This is a genomic window from Microbacterium sp. NPDC055903 (genome assembly GCF_053615555.1).
Genome location: NZ_JBSHCA010000001.1, coordinates 408142 through 425381 on the forward strand (window position 1 = coordinate 408142; position 17240 = coordinate 425381).

At 69.4% G+C, this 17240-nt stretch carries 18 protein-coding genes; 6 read left to right on the forward strand and 12 right to left on the reverse strand.

Annotated elements, in window-relative coordinates:
- Positions 1-2 precede the first annotated feature (2 nt).
- The 11 genes from ACWGJP_RS01825 to coaA all read right to left on the reverse strand — a co-directional run bounded on the left by ACWGJP_RS01825 (position 3) and on the right by coaA (position 9638).
- Positions 3-1022: a hypothetical protein gene (locus ACWGJP_RS01825; RefSeq protein ID WP_452328043.1), complete on the reverse strand. Its 1020-nt coding sequence runs from the start codon at positions 1020-1022 to the stop codon at positions 3-5.
- Positions 1015-2127, reverse strand: a complete 1113-nt coding sequence (locus ACWGJP_RS01830; RefSeq protein ID WP_452328044.1) for a hypothetical protein — start codon at positions 2125-2127, stop codon at positions 1015-1017. Before ACWGJP_RS01830 ends, ACWGJP_RS01825 begins: the two co-directional genes overlap by 8 nt.
- A 2-nt stretch (positions 2128-2129) precedes the next feature.
- On the reverse strand, positions 2130-2582 hold the full coding sequence (locus ACWGJP_RS01835) for a hypothetical protein (protein WP_452328045.1): 453 nt from the start codon (positions 2580-2582) through the stop codon (positions 2130-2132).
- On the reverse strand, positions 2579-3652 hold the full coding sequence (gene tsaD / locus ACWGJP_RS01840) for a tRNA (adenosine(37)-N6)-threonylcarbamoyltransferase complex transferase subunit TsaD (protein WP_452328046.1): 1074 nt from the start codon (positions 3650-3652) through the stop codon (positions 2579-2581). The genes ACWGJP_RS01835 and tsaD overlap by 4 nt, the downstream gene beginning before the upstream one ends.
- Positions 3649-4131, reverse strand: a complete 483-nt coding sequence (gene rimI, locus ACWGJP_RS01845; protein ID WP_452328047.1) for a ribosomal protein S18-alanine N-acetyltransferase — start codon at positions 4129-4131, stop codon at positions 3649-3651. The genes tsaD and rimI overlap by 4 nt, the downstream gene beginning before the upstream one ends.
- Positions 4128-4742, reverse strand: coding sequence for a tRNA (adenosine(37)-N6)-threonylcarbamoyltransferase complex dimerization subunit type 1 TsaB (tsaB, locus tag ACWGJP_RS01850; protein WP_452328048.1), 615 nt, complete (start codon positions 4740-4742; stop codon positions 4128-4130). Before tsaB ends, rimI begins: the two co-directional genes overlap by 4 nt.
- Before the next feature lie 30 nt (positions 4743-4772).
- On the reverse strand, positions 4773-5255 hold the full coding sequence (gene tsaE / locus ACWGJP_RS01855) for a tRNA (adenosine(37)-N6)-threonylcarbamoyltransferase complex ATPase subunit type 1 TsaE (RefSeq protein ID WP_452328049.1): 483 nt from the start codon (positions 5253-5255) through the stop codon (positions 4773-4775).
- Positions 5252-6358 (reverse strand): alanine racemase, encoded by a 1107-nt coding sequence (gene alr, locus ACWGJP_RS01860; protein WP_452328050.1) that lies wholly within the window; start codon positions 6356-6358, stop codon positions 5252-5254. Before alr ends, tsaE begins: the two co-directional genes overlap by 4 nt.
- A complete protein-coding gene (locus tag ACWGJP_RS01865) occupies positions 6355-6714 on the reverse strand; it encodes a holo-ACP synthase (protein ID WP_452328051.1) in 360 nt (119 codons plus the stop codon). The genes alr and ACWGJP_RS01865 overlap by 4 nt, the downstream gene beginning before the upstream one ends.
- Positions 6715-6787: 73 nt before the next feature.
- Positions 6788-8635: a glutamine--fructose-6-phosphate transaminase (isomerizing) gene (gene glmS / locus ACWGJP_RS01870; protein ID WP_452328052.1), complete on the reverse strand. Its 1848-nt coding sequence runs from the start codon at positions 8633-8635 to the stop codon at positions 6788-6790.
- A 61-nt stretch (positions 8636-8696) separates the two neighbouring features.
- Positions 8697-9638 carry a type I pantothenate kinase gene (gene coaA, locus ACWGJP_RS01875; RefSeq protein ID WP_452328053.1) on the reverse strand — a complete coding sequence of 314 codons (942 nt, stop codon included), beginning with the start codon at positions 9636-9638 and terminating at the stop codon, positions 8697-8699.
- A 38-nt stretch (positions 9639-9676) separates the two neighbouring features.
- Between coaA and ACWGJP_RS01880 the strand changes: the two genes are divergently transcribed.
- Both ACWGJP_RS01880 and ACWGJP_RS01885 read left to right on the forward strand, forming a co-directional pair.
- Positions 9677-10618, forward strand: coding sequence for a Ppx/GppA phosphatase family protein (locus ACWGJP_RS01880; protein ID WP_452328054.1), 942 nt, complete (start codon positions 9677-9679; stop codon positions 10616-10618).
- Positions 10615-11286 (forward strand): arsenate reductase/protein-tyrosine-phosphatase family protein, encoded by a 672-nt coding sequence (locus ACWGJP_RS01885; RefSeq protein WP_452328055.1) that lies wholly within the window; start codon positions 10615-10617, stop codon positions 11284-11286. Before ACWGJP_RS01880 ends, ACWGJP_RS01885 begins: the two co-directional genes overlap by 4 nt.
- A gap of 10 nt (positions 11287-11296) precedes the next feature.
- Here the strand turns inward: ACWGJP_RS01885 and ACWGJP_RS01890 are convergent, their stop codons facing one another.
- Complete coding sequence (locus ACWGJP_RS01890; RefSeq protein WP_452328056.1) at positions 11297-12058, reverse strand: CPBP family glutamic-type intramembrane protease; 762 nt, start codon at positions 12056-12058, stop codon at positions 11297-11299.
- Between the two features lie 84 nt (positions 12059-12142).
- Here ACWGJP_RS01890 and ACWGJP_RS01895 point away from each other — a divergent pair, with 84 nt between their 5' ends.
- The 4 genes from ACWGJP_RS01895 (at position 12143) to ACWGJP_RS01910 (ending at position 17230) form a co-directional block, all read left to right on the forward strand.
- Positions 12143-13642 (forward strand): polysaccharide biosynthesis tyrosine autokinase, encoded by a 1500-nt coding sequence (locus ACWGJP_RS01895; protein ID WP_452328057.1) that lies wholly within the window; start codon positions 12143-12145, stop codon positions 13640-13642.
- Between the two features lie 3 nt (positions 13643-13645).
- Positions 13646-14548, forward strand: a complete 903-nt coding sequence (locus tag ACWGJP_RS01900; RefSeq protein ID WP_452328058.1) for a hypothetical protein — start codon at positions 13646-13648, stop codon at positions 14546-14548.
- 277 nt (positions 14549-14825) lie between these two features.
- Positions 14826-16223, forward strand: coding sequence for a sugar transferase (locus tag ACWGJP_RS01905; protein ID WP_452328059.1), 1398 nt, complete (start codon positions 14826-14828; stop codon positions 16221-16223).
- Positions 16220-17230, forward strand: coding sequence for a glycosyltransferase family 2 protein (locus ACWGJP_RS01910; protein WP_452328060.1), 1011 nt, complete (start codon positions 16220-16222; stop codon positions 17228-17230). The genes ACWGJP_RS01905 and ACWGJP_RS01910 overlap by 4 nt, the downstream gene beginning before the upstream one ends.
- Positions 17231-17240 lie beyond the last annotated feature (10 nt).

Below are 17240 nucleotides of genomic sequence, written 5' to 3' on the forward strand. Positions count from 1 at the left end.
GGTCAGTCTTCGCTCTGCGGCCGCTGGGCCTCTCCGTTCGTGACCCGCACGGACGGAATCCCCCCGGGAAGGATCGAGAGGGAGATCGTCGTCTCGGTCACGGCGTCGAAATCGAGCATCGAGACGACGGCTCCCGATGTCTCGGACGCCGCGCACACGGGGTCTCGAGGGACGTCCTCCCCGGCGGGCCTCTCGGCGTCGATGACCATGCAGACGCTTCCGTCGGCCCGCTGCGCCACCCAGATCGGGGCTTCATCGATCCGCGCGGCGACGTGGATGGTTTCCGGCAGGAACCCGCTGCGCACCAGCTCCATGGCCTGAGTGGCCTCGACGTCATCCGCTGCCCCCGTGGACGAGGCCGTCGGAATCGGATGCTCCTGCATCGTCACCACGACACTGTCATCGGAGGCGACCACGCCGGAGAGCGACACGACCACAGTCTCGCCCTGCTCCGGCGCATGAGCGAGAACCGTCTCCATCGCCTCACCCGCCAGCGCGTTCTCACGCAGCGCGCAGTCCAGGCTCGTCGACTCCGGCGCGGCGCCGTCGGCGATGACCACGCAGTACTGCTCTCCGTCGTCCTTCATCGCCGACCACACCACGACCCCGCCGCGCACGGCGATCGGGCGCACCGAGCCGGTGTCGAAATCGCCGGCGGCCACGAGGGCCGTCTCCCAGCGAAGCTGCTCCGTCGAGAGCTCGATGGTCGGGTCCTGCTGAGAGCGGGCGAACGCCCAGCCGCCGGCGGCGCCGAGAGCCAGCAGGAGCAGAGCCAGCGCGATCACCCCGATGGTGCGGGACGGTCGAGCAGGAGGGGATGCTCCGGACACTGCCGCGTGCGCGGGACGATCGTCCGCGACGGCAGTCGGCCCGGCTACGTGGCCCGACACTGCGGTCGGCGTCCTCGACGGTTCCTGCAGCTCGCGCAGCCGATCCGCTTCGGCATCTGACAAGACGCCGCCCGCGCCGTACGCCTTCTCACGAAGGCGCCGCAGCTCGTTCTGCGCAGACGGGTCAGTCACCCTCCGCCTCGCCGGTCTTGTCGTCGAGGGATACCGGTGCGCCGCGCTCGATCGTGAGAAGAGGACCGCGCATCTCCGTCTGCGTGAGCAGATACGTCGTCGTCGCGCCGTCGGCATCGTTCACGGTGAGGCTGACGGGGTCCGTCATCGCGTCTGCACACGCCTCGGTGACCCCGTCACTGACGACCACCATGACGCAGTTGCCTTCGCCGGTCCACTGCATCCAGACCGGGGTGTCGCCGTCATAGCCGACGATCTGGAGCATCGCGCCGTCATACCCCTGCTCCTCGAGCTGATCGACGATGGCGAGCTCGGCCTCGGAGTACTGCGAGCGCCAGTCCCAGGTCTCGTCCATGTCGTACTTCTGCACGATCGCGGCCGTACCGCCACCGAGCTGCGGGCCTATCGCCGCCGAGATCTGAACCGTCGCGCCGCTCTCCTCATCCGATGGTGTGACCGAGGCGAAGACACCGGTCGTCTCGAAGTCCTCGAGAGGCGCGCATTGCGATCCCTGATCCTCGCCGTGCGTGATGATCACGCAACGCGCAGCGCCGTCATCGGCTGTCGCTTCCCAGATCGTGGCGCCGTACCGCTCCCCCAGCGGCTGGATGGAGCCGGGATCGAAACGGCCTCCTGTCTCTAGCTCAGCCTGCTTCGCCGCCGTGTCTGCGGACAGGGCGATGTGCTCCGCGCCCCGCGCGAACACGAGCCAGCCGATGCCGATGCCCAGTGCGAGTGCGAGAGCGGATGCCGCATAGGGGAAGAAGCGGTGACGGAGGAACGCGCGAAGACCCCGCGTGGGCGGAGGCGCTTCGACAGGCTCAGCGGGCGGAGAAGAGGACGCTTCGACAGGCTCAGCGAGCGAAAGGGAAGGCGCATCGACAGGCTCAGCGAGCGAAAAGGGAGACGCTTCGGCGAGCTCAGCGAGCGTGTTCGCTTCGACGGGCTCAGTGGCGGCGTCGGCCCGAGCATCCGGAGCCGGCGCGATCCGTCGCTGCTCGAGCGCGTGCAATCGCTCGGCATCCGGGTCGGAGATGCCTCCGTCCGGCGCATAGGCCCTGGCCTGCAACCGCCGCAGCTCTGCGGCCTCCTCCGGCGTCAGCATGACTAGCCGATGACCTCGAGTTGGATCGCCGCCCACACGAGCCAGCCTGCGCTGTAGATCGTCGCGACCATCCCGAGCACGAGCGCCCAGGTCGCGATGGCGCGGCTCTCCACCGGGCGCCGCAACGACATGATGGCGGCGATCACGGCCACGATCGCCACGGGGATCCCCCAGCCGACGAAGAACGAGGACACCAGCGCCACGATCGCCGCCAGCAGCGCCCAGGGCGCGAGCCGTGCCGGGTCCTCTTCAGACAGCTCGTCGAGGTCGCCGTCGGGAACCCAGGCGCCCACCGCATCGGCATCCGGCCCGCTCGTCACCACCGGCTCAACGCTCACCGGACCCGTCGGGAACTTGGAGTAGCCGTCACGGCGACCCGGCACACGGGCCGATCCGACAGGCTTCTCGACCTCAGGGCTCGCCGCGTCGAGTCGCGGCGAGGGGTCGTCGCTCATGCGGCCTGCTCCACGCGCTCGGCCACCTGGATCTCCGTCACGGGCAGGGTCGAGTCCGCACCGAACGCGAGCGTCGAAGGGCGACGACCGGAGGAGATCAGCTCCGCGGCGAGCGCGGCGATCATCGCCCCATTGTCGGTGCACAGGCTCAGCGGCGGGATGCGCACCGTCACGCCAGCCGCCTCCGCGCGCTGCAGCGCCACCTCGCGGAGCCGTCGATTCGCGATGACACCGCCGCCCAGGAGCAGGCGGGGAACCCCGCGATCCGCGCACGCGGCGAGCGCCTTCGTCACCAGTACATCGACCACCGCTTCGCGGAAGCTCGCCGCGACATCGCCGACCGGAACAGCGGCGCCTTCCGCCTCGCAGCGCTCCACCCACCGGGCGACCGCCGTCTTGAGCCCGGAGAACGAGAAGTCGTAGCGGTGCTTCGCCATGTCGGATGCCTTCGACAGCCCCCTGGGGAAGCGGATCGCGTTCGGATCGCCCTGCACCGCGGCCCGATCGATCTCGGGACCGCCGGGGTAGGGCAGCGAGAGCAGCCGGGCGACCTTGTCGAAGGCCTCGCCTGCGGCATCGTCGACGGTCTCGCCGAGCAGTTCGACGTCGGTGGTGAGGTCGCGCACGTGCAGGAGCGAGGTGTGCCCTCCCGAGACGAGCAGGGCGATCGTCGGATACTCCAGCGGTGCGGCATCAGGGGTGAGGATGTCCGCCGCGATGTGGCCGACCAGGTGGTTCACGGCGTACAGCGGCTTGCCCAGCGAGACCGCGAGGCCCTTCGCGGCACCGACGCCGACCATGAGCGCTCCGGCGAGCCCTGGACCGCTCGTCACGGCGACGGCGTCGAGGTCCTCCAGCCGCACCTCTGCCTCGGCGAGCGCGCGCTCGATCGAGGGCTGCAGCGCCTCCAGGTGCGCGCGTGCGGCGACCTCGGGGACGACTCCGCCGTAGCGGGCGTGCTCATCCATGCTCGAGGCGATCGTGTTCGACAGGAGCGTGCGACCGCGCACGATGCCGATCCCCGTCTCGTCGCAGCTCGTCTCGATGCCGAGCACCAGCGGTCCGGTCATGCCGTCGCTCCTTCCTGTGCGCCTGCGCTCCACACTCGCAGATCCAGGCGCATCACGATCGCGTCCACGTCATCGGGCTGGTAGTACCGGGGGCGACGTCCGAGCTCGGTGAAGCCTTCGGAGAGGTACAGTCCGGCGGCAGAGGGGTTGTCCGCGCGCACCTCCAGGAAGACCTCGCGCGCACCTCGAGCGGATGCTTCGACCAGCAGCGCCCTCAGCAGGGCGCGTCCGCGGCCTGCCCCTCTGTGCTCGGCCAGCAGGGCGATGGTCTGCACATCGGCATCCGCCGCCCCGCGCACGGCGCGCAGCCCGGCATAACCCACGATGGCGCCGTGCTCCTCGTCGACGAGGTAGTGGCTGTGCGCGCCGGTGAGCTCCGCGGCCATCGTCTCGGAGCTCCAGGCGTCCGTGGGGAACGAGGCGTGCTCGATCGCCATGATCCCCTCGAGATCACCGGCGACCGCTGGCCGGATCGTCACGAGCCGACCTTCTTGGGCGCCCCGGGCATGGTCACATCGGGCTGGCGCAGGTACAGCGGCTCGCCGCCGGTGAGCACCCGACCGGCTCGCGCGGTACGCGCGCCTACCCGTGCGAGGGCCCCGGCATCCAGCATCGTCGTCTCGATCGCTCGAATGCCCGCGAGATGCGCCTCGGCATCCGCCCGCGGAACGAGCACGGTCTCGGCGACGATCTGCGGGATGCCGTCGGCGTCCAGTCCGTCGAACACCGTGATGGCGACCTCGCGCCGTCGAGCATCCGTGACGATGGCGAACGCGCCGTCGGCACCACCCTCCATCTCGACGAGCGCCGGCGCGAGATGACTGGGGACGGCGACGACATCCAGGCCGCGGCCGATGGCGAACGTGCGCGCGGCGGCGATCCCGATCCGAAGGCCGGTGAAGGGGCCGGGTCCCATCCCCGCGACGACCAGGTCGACCCTTCCGCCGGCGGCGAGCGCCCGCTCGAGCAGGTCGCCGATCACTTCGGCATGACCGAGGGCGTCGGGGCTCGACGCATCCGCGATCGGAGCCCCGTCGGCGTCGACGACGGCGACGGCGGTGCCCAGGGAGGTGTCGACGGCGAGAATCACCCCTCCAGCGTAATCGCGCAGGGGGACGCCTCAGCGCTCGACGCGGGTGATCTCCACGAACCGGGGCGCATCGGCGTCGAGATCCTCGTCGGCGACGCCCTCCGCACCGCCGACTGGCCTTACGAACTCGATGTCCCACCAGGCATCCGCGATCGCATCGGCCATGCCCCGGCCCCACTCGACGACGACCACGCTGCGCGCGAGATCGATGTCGAGGTCGTCGAGTTCGGCGGCCGACCCGAGCCGGTATGCATCGACGTGCACGAGCGGCGCCCCGCCGATGAGCGATGGGTGCGTGCGGGCGATCACGAACGTCGGGCTCTGCACCGGCCCGCGGACGCCCAGCCCTTCGGCGAGCCCGCGGGTGAACGTGGTCTTACCTGCTCCGAGCGGGCCGGTGAGGACGAGCAGGTCTCCGGCCGTCAGCTGCTCGCCGATCAGCCGGCCGAGCCGCTCCATCTCCTCGGAGGTCTCGATCTCGCGGCGACCGAGAAAAGCGGGGTCGACGCTCATGCGGACCGCCTCGGCACTCGCGCTCCGATGCGCGTCACGATCTCGTAGTTGATGGTGCTCGCCGCGTTCGCCCACTCGGTCGCGGACGGGAGCCCGAGCGTTGGGTCCCCGAAGAGGACGACCTCGTCGCCGACGGAGACCGGTGCGTCCCCCACATCGACGACGAACTGATCCATCGCGATGCGTCCGGCGACCGTGTACCGGCGACCGCCGATGGAGACCGGGCCACGGCCGGATGCCTGACGGGGCACGCCGTCGGCGTAGCCGAGCGGGACGAGCGCCAGCGTCGTCTCCTTCGCGGTGCGATGGGTGTAGCCATAGGAGACGCCGGTGCCGGCAGGCACGCGGCGCACGGCGGCGACCGATGCGCGGAGCGTCATCGCTGGCCGCAGCCCCAACTGGCCGGAGGAGCGGTCGTCGAAGGGTGACAGCCCGTAGATGCCGAGGCCGATGCGGACGGCATCCAGCCGGGTCTCGGGCAGGTCGATGGCCGCGGCCGTCGCGGCGATATGGCGGATCTCGGGGCGGATGCCCAACGCAGCGGCCTGCGCCGACCCCTCCTCGAATCGTGCGAGCGCGAAGCGGTCGTCCGCGGCGGAGGTGTTGGAGAGGTGGCTGAAGAGCCCGACGATGCGCAGCCGACCGATCCGCTCCAGCCGCGCGGCCTCGGCGAAGACCCGCTGCCAATCACCGGGGGCGATTCCGTTCCGCGAGAGCCCCGTCTCGATCTTGAGGTGCACACCGACGGGGCGATCGACGGATGCCGCGGCACCGGCCGCCTCGAGCTGATCGAAGGAGGAGATCGCCACCTCGATGCCTTCTGTCGCGGCCTGCTCGAATCGCTCGTCCGGACGGTGCAGCCACGCCATGATCGGGGCGTGGATGCCCTGGCGACGGAGTTCGAGCGCCTCCGCGATCTCCGCGACGCCGAGCCGCGTCGCACCGCCGGCGAGCGCGGCGACAGCGGATGCTGCGGCGCCGTGCCCGTAGGCATCCGCCTTCACGACGGCGATGACCTCGACACCGGTCAGCGCGCGCAGATGTCGCACGTTGTCGGCGATCGCGTCGATGTCGATGGTCGCCTCGCGGAAGGGAACGGTCATAGGGGTACTCCTTCTGCGACGACGAAGGCGGTGGCAAGGCCTGCATCATGACTCATCGACAGATGCAGGCTCAGGATGCCGCGATCGGCGACGGTCTCCGCCGTGGTGCCGGAGAGCTCGTAGCGAGGCCTGCCCGAGGGCTCCGAGGCGATCTCGATCTCGGTCCAGTGCACGCCGTCCGATCCGCCGAGCGCCTTGATGAGCGCCTCCTTGGCGGCGTAGCGAGCCGCCAGCGACGGCAGACGGAGCGTGCGCTCAGCGGGGGCGAACAGGCGCTCCATCAGCCGCGGCGTGCGGGACAGGGTGCGCTCGAACCGCGGGATGTCGACGATGTCGATGCCGGTCCCGATGATCACCCGTTCAGCCTACTCGGCCGCCTCGGCCAGGCACCCGACTCGCAACGCGACACCGACCGAGGCCGGACCCGACTCACTCCACCGTGACGGACTTGGCGAGGTTGCGCGGCTGGTCGACGTCCAGGCCCTTGGCCGTGGCGAGCGCCATGGCGAAGATCTGCAACGGGACGACCGCGAGCAGCGGCTCGAACAGGGCGCCGGCGAGCGGGATGCGGATGACCTCATCGGCGAACGGCAGGACGGCGGCATCCCCCTCTTCCGCCACGACGATCACGCGAGCACCGCGGGCGCGGATCTCCTGGATGTTCGAGACGACCTTCGAGTGCACCAGCGCAGAATGCCGCGGCGACGGCACGAGTACGAACACGGGCTGCCCCGGCTCGATGAGCGCGATCGGTCCGTGCTTGAGCTCGCCTGCGGCGAAGCCCTCGGCATGGATGTACGAGATCTCCTTGAGCTTGAGCGCGCCTTCGAGGGCGATGGGGTAACCGACGTGACGGCCGAGGAAGAGCACCGAGCGGGTGTCGGCCATCCAGCCGGCCAGCTGGGAGACGTGCTCCTGCTCGCTGGCGAGGACCTTCGCGACCTTCTCCGGGAGCGCCTGCAGCTCGGCGACGTCGACCGAGGAATCGGTGACGGTGCCGCGCACACGACCCATGTGCAGGCCGAGCAGCAGCAGCGCGGTGATCTGCGCGGAGAACGCCTTCGTCGAGGCGACGGCGACCTCAGGGCCGGCGTGGGTGTAGACCACGGCATCCGACTCGCGCGGGATCGTGGCGCCCTGCGTGTTGCAGATCGACAGCGTCCTGGCACCGCGCTCACGGGCGTACTTGACCGCCATGAGCGTGTCCATGGTCTCGCCCGACTGGCTGATCGAGACGACGAGCGTCTCGGCACCGATCACCGGGTCGCGGTAGCGGAACTCGTGGGCGAGCTCGACGTCGACGGGGACGCGCGCCCACTGCTCGATGGCGTACTTGCCCACCAGAGCGGCGTACGATGCCGTGCCGCAGGCGGTGATGATCACACGGTTGATCCCGGTGAAGAGCTCGTCGAGACCGTCGAGCTCGGGGATGACGACCTGACCGTCGTGGATGCGTCCGCGGATGGTGTTGGCGACCGCCTCGGGCTGCTCGGCGACTTCCTTGGCCATGAAGCTGGACCATCCGCCCTTCTCGGCGGCGGCGGCGTCCCAGGACACGTCGAAGGGCTCGGCCTCGACGGGCGTGCCGGCGAAGTCGGTCACGGTGACCTCGGAGGGGGTGATCGAGACGATCTGGTCCTGGCCGATCGCGAGCGCCTTGCGGGTGTGCTCGACGAAGGCCGCGACATCGGAGCCGAGGAAGTTCTCTCCCTCGCCGAGGCCGATGACCAGGGGCGAGTTGCGCCGGGCGCCGACGACGAGGCCGGGGTGGTCCTGGTGCATGGCTAGCAGGGTGAACGCACCCTCAAGGCGGTTCACGACGCTGCGGAACGCGAGCGCGAGGTCTCCGCCGTTCTGGGCGTACTCGCGTCCGAGCAGGGCGGCCGCTACTTCGGTGTCGGTCTCGCTGCGGAAAGCGACACCGGATGCCACGAGCTCGTCGCGCAGGGCGGCGAAGTTCTCGATGATGCCGTTGTGGATCACCGCGAGCTTGTCGTCATCCGCGAGGTGCGGGTGGGCGTTGACGTCCGTCGGACCGCCATGGGTCGCCCAACGGGTGTGCCCGATGCCGGTGGTTCCGTCCGCGAGCGCGTTCTCGGCGAGCGAGTCGCGCAGCATGCTGAGCTTGCCCGCCTTCTTGCGCATGCCGAGCGAGCCGCTCTCATCGATGACGGCGACTCCGGCGGAGTCGTATCCGCGGTACTCGAGACGGGCGAGACCCGCGAGCAGGATGTCCTGGCTGGGGCGAGGGCCCACGTATCCGACGATTCCACACATGCCATCAAGAGTAAGCGGCGTTTTTTGCGAGGATCCCGAACAATATCGGCCCGCCCGCCGGTCAGACCTTGCGCAGCAGGACGCTCTCCACCGCGTGATCCGCACCCTTGTTCAGCACGAGCGTCGCCCTGTGTCTGGTGGGCAGGACGTTCTCGACGAGGTTCGGCATGTTGATGTCGTTCCAGTAGCCCAGCGCCGTCTGAACGGCCTCGTCATCGGTGAGGTGGGCGAACACGTTGAAATACGAGGACGGATTGCTGAACGCCCCCTTGCGCAGGGCGAGGAAGCGGTCGACGTACCAGGTCTCGATGTGCGAGGTGTCCGCGTCGACGAAGATCGAGAAGTCGAACAGGTCGCTCACGGCCACGTCGTTCGGCGCGGGCGGCGGCTGGAGCACGTTCAGACCCTCGACGATGACCACATCCGGACGACGGACCACGACATGCGCATCGGGGACGATGTCGTAGCGCATGTGCGAGTAGAACGGGGCACGCACCTCGGCGGCCCCCGACTTCACTTCGGTGAGGAAGGAGATCAGCGCCCGCCGGTCGTACGACTCCGGGAAGCCCTTGCGGTCCATGAGACCGCGCCGTTCGAGCTCGGCGTTCGGGTAGAGGAAGCCGTCGGTCGTGACGAGCTCCACCCGCGGCGTGCCTGGCCAGCGGCTCATCAGCTCTCGGAGCAGACGCGCGATCGTGGACTTCCCCACCGCGACCGAGCCGGCCACACCGACGACGAAGGGCGTGGTCGAGTCCTCCTCGTCGAGGAAGGCGCTGGTCGCAGCGCCGAGCTGACGCGTCGAGCTGGCGTAGAGGCTGAGCAGACGGCTCAGCGGCAGATACACCTCGCGCACCTCGGCGAGGTCGAGTCGGTCGCCGATGCCTCTGAGCTCGACGATCTCGGTCTCCGACAGAGGCTGATCGAGCCCTGTGGCGAGCCTCGCCCACTCGCTGCGCCCGATCTCCCGATACGGAGACAGCGGCAGGGCGGCTTCGGTGGTCACGCGTTACATCGTAACGGCGGCGCGAGTAGTCTCATCCCGTGCGCCTGGGAGTCATCGACATCGGTTCGAACACCGTCCACCTGCTCGCCGCCGATGTGCGCCCCGGTGGACGCCCGCAGGCGACGACAAGCGATCGGACCGTCCTGCGGCTCATGCGGTACCTCACCGAGGACGGCTCGATCGCCGAGGAAGGCGTGCGCGCGCTCGAGACGGCGGTGGCCAGGGCCCGCTCGGTCGCCGAGACGGAGAAGGTGGATGCTCTGCTCGCGACCGCCACGAGCGCGGTGCGCGAGGCGCGCAACGGCCCGGAGGTCATCGCCCGCATCGAGGCCGCGCTCGGCCAGAGCCTGCAGGTGCTCGACGGCGAGACGGAAGCGGAGCTCACCTTCCTCGCCGTGCGCCGCTGGTTCGGCTGGTCGGCCGGTCAGCTGCTGCTGCTCGACATCGGCGGCGGTTCCCTGGAGATCGCGGCGGGTGGCGACGAGATCCCGGATGCCGCGGCATCCGTTCCCTTGGGTGCCGGCCGGATGACGATCGAGTTCCTCCCCGACGACCCGCCCGGCGAGCTTCCGGTGGAGCGCTTGCGCGTGCACGCGACCGAGATCCTGTCGACGGTCGCGCCGCGGTTCGCCGTACTCCCCCGGCCCGATCATGTGGTCGGCTCGTCCAAGGCGATCCGCTCGCTGGCGCGCCTGGTGGGCTATCCGGTGCCTGGCTGGTCGGGCATCGACCGGATGCTGCTGCCGCGCGAATCGCTGGGGTCCTGGATCCCCCGCCTCGCGCGCCTGCCCGCATCCGCCCGGCAGGAGCTGCCGGGCATCACCCCGGATCGCACCTTCCAGATCGTCGCCGCGGCGGTCTGCCTGCACACCGCGATGCGCGTGCTCGATCTCGACGAGCTGGAGGTCTCCCCCTGGGCGCTGCGTGAGGGAGTGCTGCTTCGGTACATCGAGTCGCTGACGTGGAGCGACGGCGCGTGATCGACTTCTCGTTCGACGACGAACCGGCGACGGCGCAACGGCTCCGGCGCGATCAGGCCGATCCATCGCCGGGCGTGCTGCGCGTGCTCACCGTGTGCACGGGGAACATCTGCCGCTCGCCGATGGCCGAGGCCCTGCTCCGTGCGCGGGTGCCGGAGGCATCCATGACCGTGCGCAGCGCGGGGACGCGCGCGTCGGCGGGCCAGGGCATGACGGAACCCGCGCTCGAGCTCGCTCTCGCGCACGGCGCCTCTTCCGACGCCGCCGCACATCGAGCCAGGCTGCTGACCGACGCGATCGCCGAGGACGCCGACCTCGTGCTCGCGATGAGCAGGGAGCACAGGACCGCGGCGGTCGAGCGTGCCCCGCGGCTGCTCCGGCGCGCGTTCACGGTGCGCGAGTTCGCCCGGCTGTCCCGGCCGCTCGCGGATTCGAGCATCCGCAGCGCGGCGAATGCCGCGGGCAGCGACGTTCGCGCACGACTCGACGCGGTGCTGGCGCTCATCAACGGCAGGCGAGGGCTCGACGCACCGCCCGCACCGGACGAGGACGATGTGATCGACCCGTACCGCCGTGACCGCGCGGTGTACGAGGCGTCGGCGAGACAACTGGTGCCGGCGGTGGAGGAGACGGCGCGCGTCCTGCGAGCGGCACTCGTGACGCTCTGACGCCGAAGACTCAGGCGAGCAGAGTGCCGGCGACGGCGAGCGCGACCCCTGTGCCGTTGTAGACCACGTGCACGAGCACGGCCGGCCAGATGCGACCGGTGGTGACGACGAGCAGGCCGCAGGCGAGCCCGAGAAGCCCGGTGCTGGCGATCTCGGACGACGATGCCGCGCCGAGGAGCGCGTGGGCGAGGATGAAGAGGACGACGGATGCCGTCACGGCGACCACTCCCGCCGTACGCATCGCGGCGTCGTCGCGCCCCATCGTCCGCCGCACGACGGCGAAGACGGCGACGAGGACGAGCCCGCGGAAGAACCCCTCCTCCACGAGAGGGGCGACGAGCACACCGCCGAGGAGCTCCTGCGTCCACAACGACGTCGGCAGAGCACCATCGAGCGACGGGTACGACGGCAGCGCGCCGGATCCGCCGAGCGCGACATCCAGCCATCCCTGCGCAAGGCGGAGCATCCCTCCCAGCACCACGCCGTAGAGCAGGTCGACCGGGCGGAACCGCAGCAGTCCGCGTGGGACGCCACGGCGGAAGGCGAGGATCACGGGGACGATCAGGGCGATCCACAGCGCGACGGTGCCGAGCATCCCTCCGACGAGCGAACCGAGCAGGATGCCTGCGCCGAGGCCGACCGCCGCCCAGCCGAGCAGGTCTCCGCTCCAGCGCTGGGTGGACGAGCCGCCCTGCCACCACTCGCGGCGTCGTGAGCGCGCGGAGGCTCCTCGGCGGGAGACAGGGGCATCGGCGGAGGCGTCGGCAGGCATCGCCGAACAGGTTACCCGCCGCCCGTTCGGCGGGAAACGGCTGTGCAACAATGAACGCGCGTACCCAACCCCACGAGAGGCGCCATGGAGCTCAGCGACTACATCCGCATCCTCCGCAAGAACTGGCTGGTGATCGTCGCGACGACCCTGCTGGGCGTGGCCGCAGCCGCCGGGTACTCGCTGACGCGTACACCGCTGTACGAGTCGGAGGCGGTGGTCTTCGTGCAGTCGCAGACGGGCAGCACGGTGTCCGAGCTGCAGCAGGGCTCGACGTTCGCCCAGTCGCGGATCACGACGTACGTGAGCCTGGTCCGCGAGCCGATCGTGATGAACCCCGTTATCACGGAGCTGGGGCTCGATACGTCCGCGGACGAGCTCGCGACGAAGGTCACGTCGACGAGCCCGCTGAACAGCACGCTCATCCGGATCTCGGTGCAGGATGCCGATCCTGTGCTGGCCGCGGATATCGCGAACGCACTCGGCGCGAGCCTGGCGGCGGCGGTGGAGCGCATCGACACACCGGTCGGTCAGGACGCCAGCCCGATCAAGCTGACCAGGGTCAGGGATGCTCTGGCGCCGTTCGAGCCGGTGAGCCCGAACGTGCCGCTCAACCTCGCCCTCGGCCTGCTGGTCGGTCTCGCGCTGGGTATCGGCGTCGCCGTGCTGCGCGCGGTGCTGGACAACAAGGTCCGCTCGCCGCGCGACGTCGAAGCGTTGACCGACCGACCGCTCATCGGGGCGATCCCGCACGATCCCAAGGCGAAGGAACGGCCGCTGATCCTGCAGGAGGATCCGCTCAACCCCCGCTCCGAGGCTTTCCGCTCGCTGCGCACGAACCTGCAGTTCCTGGAGATGGATGGCGGTCATACGTTCGTCATCACGTCGAGCATCCCCACCGAGGGGAAGTCGACGACGACGATCAACCTCGCGATCGCCCTGGCCGACAGCGGCAAGCGCGTGGCACTGGTGGACACCGATCTCCGCAAGCCGAAGGTGGCCGAGTACCTCGGCATCGAGGGCGGCACCGGTCTCACCGATGTGCTGATCGGTCGGGCCAGGGTGGCGGATGTGCTGCTTCCCTGGGGCGGGCGCTCGCTGCACGTGCTGCCTGCGGGCAAGATCCCGCCGAACCCGAGCGAGCTGCTGGGCTCGGAGCGGATGCAGAAGCTGCTGGAGGCGCTGGGCAAGGAGTTCGATGTCGTGCTCTGCGATGCGCCTCCGCTGCTGCCTGTGACGGATGCCGCCGTGCTCTCACGGGCGACGTCCGGGGCGATCATGGTCGTCGCGGTGGGCCGCACGTCGACGCACCAGCTCGACGGGGCTCTCGACGCGCTCGAGACGGTCGGATCGAAGGTCGCGGGTGTCGTGCTCACGATGGTGCCGACCAAGGGCGCCGATGCATACAGCTATGGCTATGGGTACGGATACGGCGAGTACGGCGTGTATCGCGCGGAGCCGGCCAAGAAGCAGAAGCCGGGCAAGCAGGCGCGTCGTCAGGCCGAGGACGTCGAGGCGGAAGCCGGGCTGCGTCGCACCCGCAACCAGGGCGACGTCACTTTCGACGACCTGCTCAATCCCCGCTGAGCCGTGGCGCGTCGGGGGCGGGTCGACGGCACGGCAGGGCGGGCGCTGCTCATCGGTCTCGTCATCGTGCTGGCCGTCGTGGCGGTGGTGCTGACGGCGCTCGCCTTCCTGCGCGTGGGGGCGGAGCGCGGCGACGGAGATGTCGCGCCGGTGCCGACGTTCGGCGTTCCCGAGGCGACGCCGTCGGTTGCGGCGACCCCGTCTGCCTCGCCTGCGGCGCCGGAGCCGGTCGATCGCGCCCAGGAGCGCTTCATCGCCGTCGGGAGCGAGGCCGTATGGCGCGGCGTCGCCGGAGCGTGCGGTGGTGTCGCGCCCCTGCTGGAACGCTCGACTGATGGCGGCGAGACGTGGACGGACGTGACGCCGACCTATCTCGGCATCGGTCAGCTCCTGGCCGTGACACCTTTTTCGGGGTCAGAGGCGCAGATCGTCGCGGCGGTGGGTGACGCCTGCGAGGTGCAGGCGCTGCGCACGTTCACCCAGGGGGAGTTCTGGGAGTCGTACCCCGAGGTGCTCACGACGGCGGACTACGTCGACCTCGCCGGTGGCATCGTGCTCGGGGGCGAGACGGTCGCGTCGCCGTGCAGCGCGCCCCTCGGTCTGCACATTTCGGATGCCAGTGCCGCGGTCGTGTGCGACGGTGTGGCTTTCGCATGGGAGAGCAGCGCATGGGCGCCGATCGGCGCCGCAGGAGCGGTCGCTGCGGTACCCGCGGATGACGGATACGTGGTCGCCCGGAAGGTCGATGCGTGCGACGGCATCCTCATCTCCCGATCCGGGGTCGCGACGGGCGCCGCGGAGACGTGCGCAGAGGTCGTGGATGCCAGTGCGTCGATGACGATCGCGGTGGACGGTGACGAGGTTCTGATCTGGTCCGGAGACGAATGGCTGCGCACGTCGGATTGAGCCTTTTCGCGCTTGTTTCCGGGCTGTAACGAAAGCGCCTTCAGCGTTCTCACAGGTCTGCTAGTGTGCGGATCGGGGAGAGAACAACGGACCACGGAGAGGGAATCCTTTTTTGACGTCGACATCAGGGGTCGACGCGATCAACGTCCCGCACGGGCCTGGGGAGGCCGCAGGGATTTCGGAACAGGGCATGGGGCCCCGTACTGAGATCGCCGTTTCAACCCATACTTCCTCTGCGACGCCGGACTGGCGTCGTCGCTACGCACGGCGCGTATGGATGAGCGATCTGCTCGTGCTCATCTGGGTGGTCTTCGCCGCTCAGATCGCCTGGCTCGGCATCGATGATGCCTCGCTCGTGACCGGCACGTCTCTCGGCCTGCCCGACATCTCCTACTGGTTCATCTCCGCCGCTCTGGTCGGCGCGTGGATGTGGGCGCTGAGTCTCGTGGACTCGCGCAGCTACCGGGTGATCGGAACGGGAACGACCGAGTATGTCCGTGTGATCCGCGCCAGCTTCACGCTCTTCGGCGCCATCGCGATCGTCGCATTCCTGACGAAGATCGAGATCGCGCGCGGGTATCTGCTGATCAGTCTTCCGGCCGGCATCCTGGTGCTGGTGCTCGTGCGGTGGCTGTGGCGGCAGTGGCTCGTATCCACGCGACGACTCGGGGCGTACTCCGCGCGCGTGCTGCTCGTGGGTTCGGAGCGATCGGTCGTCAACATCGCGCAGGAGCTGCGGCGCACCCCGGATGCCGGCTATGCCGTCGTCGGCGCGTGCGTGCCCGGCGAGCATCCGACGGGTCTCGTCACGGGGACGGACATCCCGGTGGTGGGCGCGATCGACGGGGTCGGCGCGGCCCTTGCGGCCAGCGGTGCCGACACGGTCGTCGTCACCAGCAGCGGCGATCTGCCGCCCGGCGGGGTCAAGCAGATCTCGTGGGCTCTCGAGCCTGGCAGGCAGCACCTCGTGCTCGCGCCGAGCATCACCGACATCGCCGGTCCCCGCATCCACACCAGGCCGGTTGCCGGTCTGCCGCTCATCCACGTCGAGACGCCGCGGTTCAGCGCGGGGCAGAGATTCGCGAAGCGACTCATGGACATCGTCGGGTCGTCGGCGCTGATCGTCGTCTTCTCGCCCGTGCTCGCCGCCGTCGCGATCGCCGTGCGGGTGACGAGCCCCGGACCGGTGCTGTACCGCCAGGAGCGTGTGGGGCTGAACGGAGCGCCGTTCAACATGCTCAAGTTCCGCTCGATGCGCGTCGGCGCCGATGCCGAGCTGAAAGCGCTGCTGGACGCGCAGGGAACCAGCACCCAGCCGCTGTTCAAGGTGAAGGACGACCCGCGGATCACCCGCGTCGGCAAGTTCATCCGCAAGTACTCGCTCGACGAGCTCCCGCAGCTCTTCAACACGCTGGCCGGCTCCATGAGCCTGGTCGGCCCCCGCCCGCAGATCGCGGCAGAGGTCGAGCTGTATTCGGATGCTGCGCGGCGACGGCTCCTGGCGCGGCCGGGGATCACCGGCCTCTGGCAGGTCAGCGGCCGAAGCGAACTCGAATGGGAGCAGGCGGTGCGGCTGGACCTGTACTACGTGGAGAACTGGTCGATCGTCGGTGACGTGACGATTCTGGTGAAGACGTTGAAGGCCGTGTTGTCGCCGGGTGGGAGTGCGCATTGAGTGCTGCCCCATCCGTTTCGATCATCGTGCCTGTTTTCAACGCCGGCGAGGCTCTACGAACCGCTTTCCGACACTTCGACGCTCTGACCTATCGCGACTTCGAGGTGATCGTGGTCGACGACGGTTCGACGGACTCAACGACTCGAGCCGTCATCCGTGAACGGGAGCGGGCCGATCCACGCATGACGGTGATCGAACTCGATGCCAATGTCGGGCCGGGGGTAGCCCGAAACAGTGGCCTGGCCGCAGCGCGCGGGCAGTACGTCTGGTTTCTCGACTGGGACGATGAGTGGCGGCCGGAGATTCTCAGCATCCTCGTTGAAGCGGCCGAGCGCCATGGCGCGGACATCGTGATGTGCCGTGGCCGCTGGCGTCGTGACGGTACGGATCACGCGGTCACGGACGGGAGCGCACGGCGGGAGCGCGTGAACAACGCTGAAGCGTTTGAACGCGTATTGACTGGAGAGCTGAAGGGTTACCTCTGGACGAAGCTTTTCCGGCGGAGCATCGTGCCTCCAGACGTGTTTCCCGGCATCCGCACTTCGGAAGATCTCTGCGGCCTGGTCCGTATCCTTCCGCACGCGACCTCTGTCGTTCTACTGCCTGACGTGCTGTATTTCCACGTCGTTCGGGAAGGATCGCTCACCAACTCTCCGAACCCTCCTCTGGAGAATCTCGCGATCGCACGCGACGTCATTCGAGACGCCAGCGATCGGCTTACAGCAGATGACCTGGCGGGACGTGCACGCCTTCTGGAGTTCTACGACGGCGCCTATTGGTACGTCGCCCACGCGACGACCGCCGCACGCCACTACCCAATGCGACGCGCGGCGGCAGCAGCGTGGTGGGCTTCCCGTCGGATCGGCTTCGCGAGCATCGCCCGTGCTTGTCGCATCTCACGCCCAGTCGCAGCCAAGATGCTGGTGCTCAAGACCACGGGCCCGCTCTTCCCCCGTGCCCGATCCCTGGCGATGCGCACGGCACAAGTCATGCGATCTTCAGGTTGAGCACCAAACA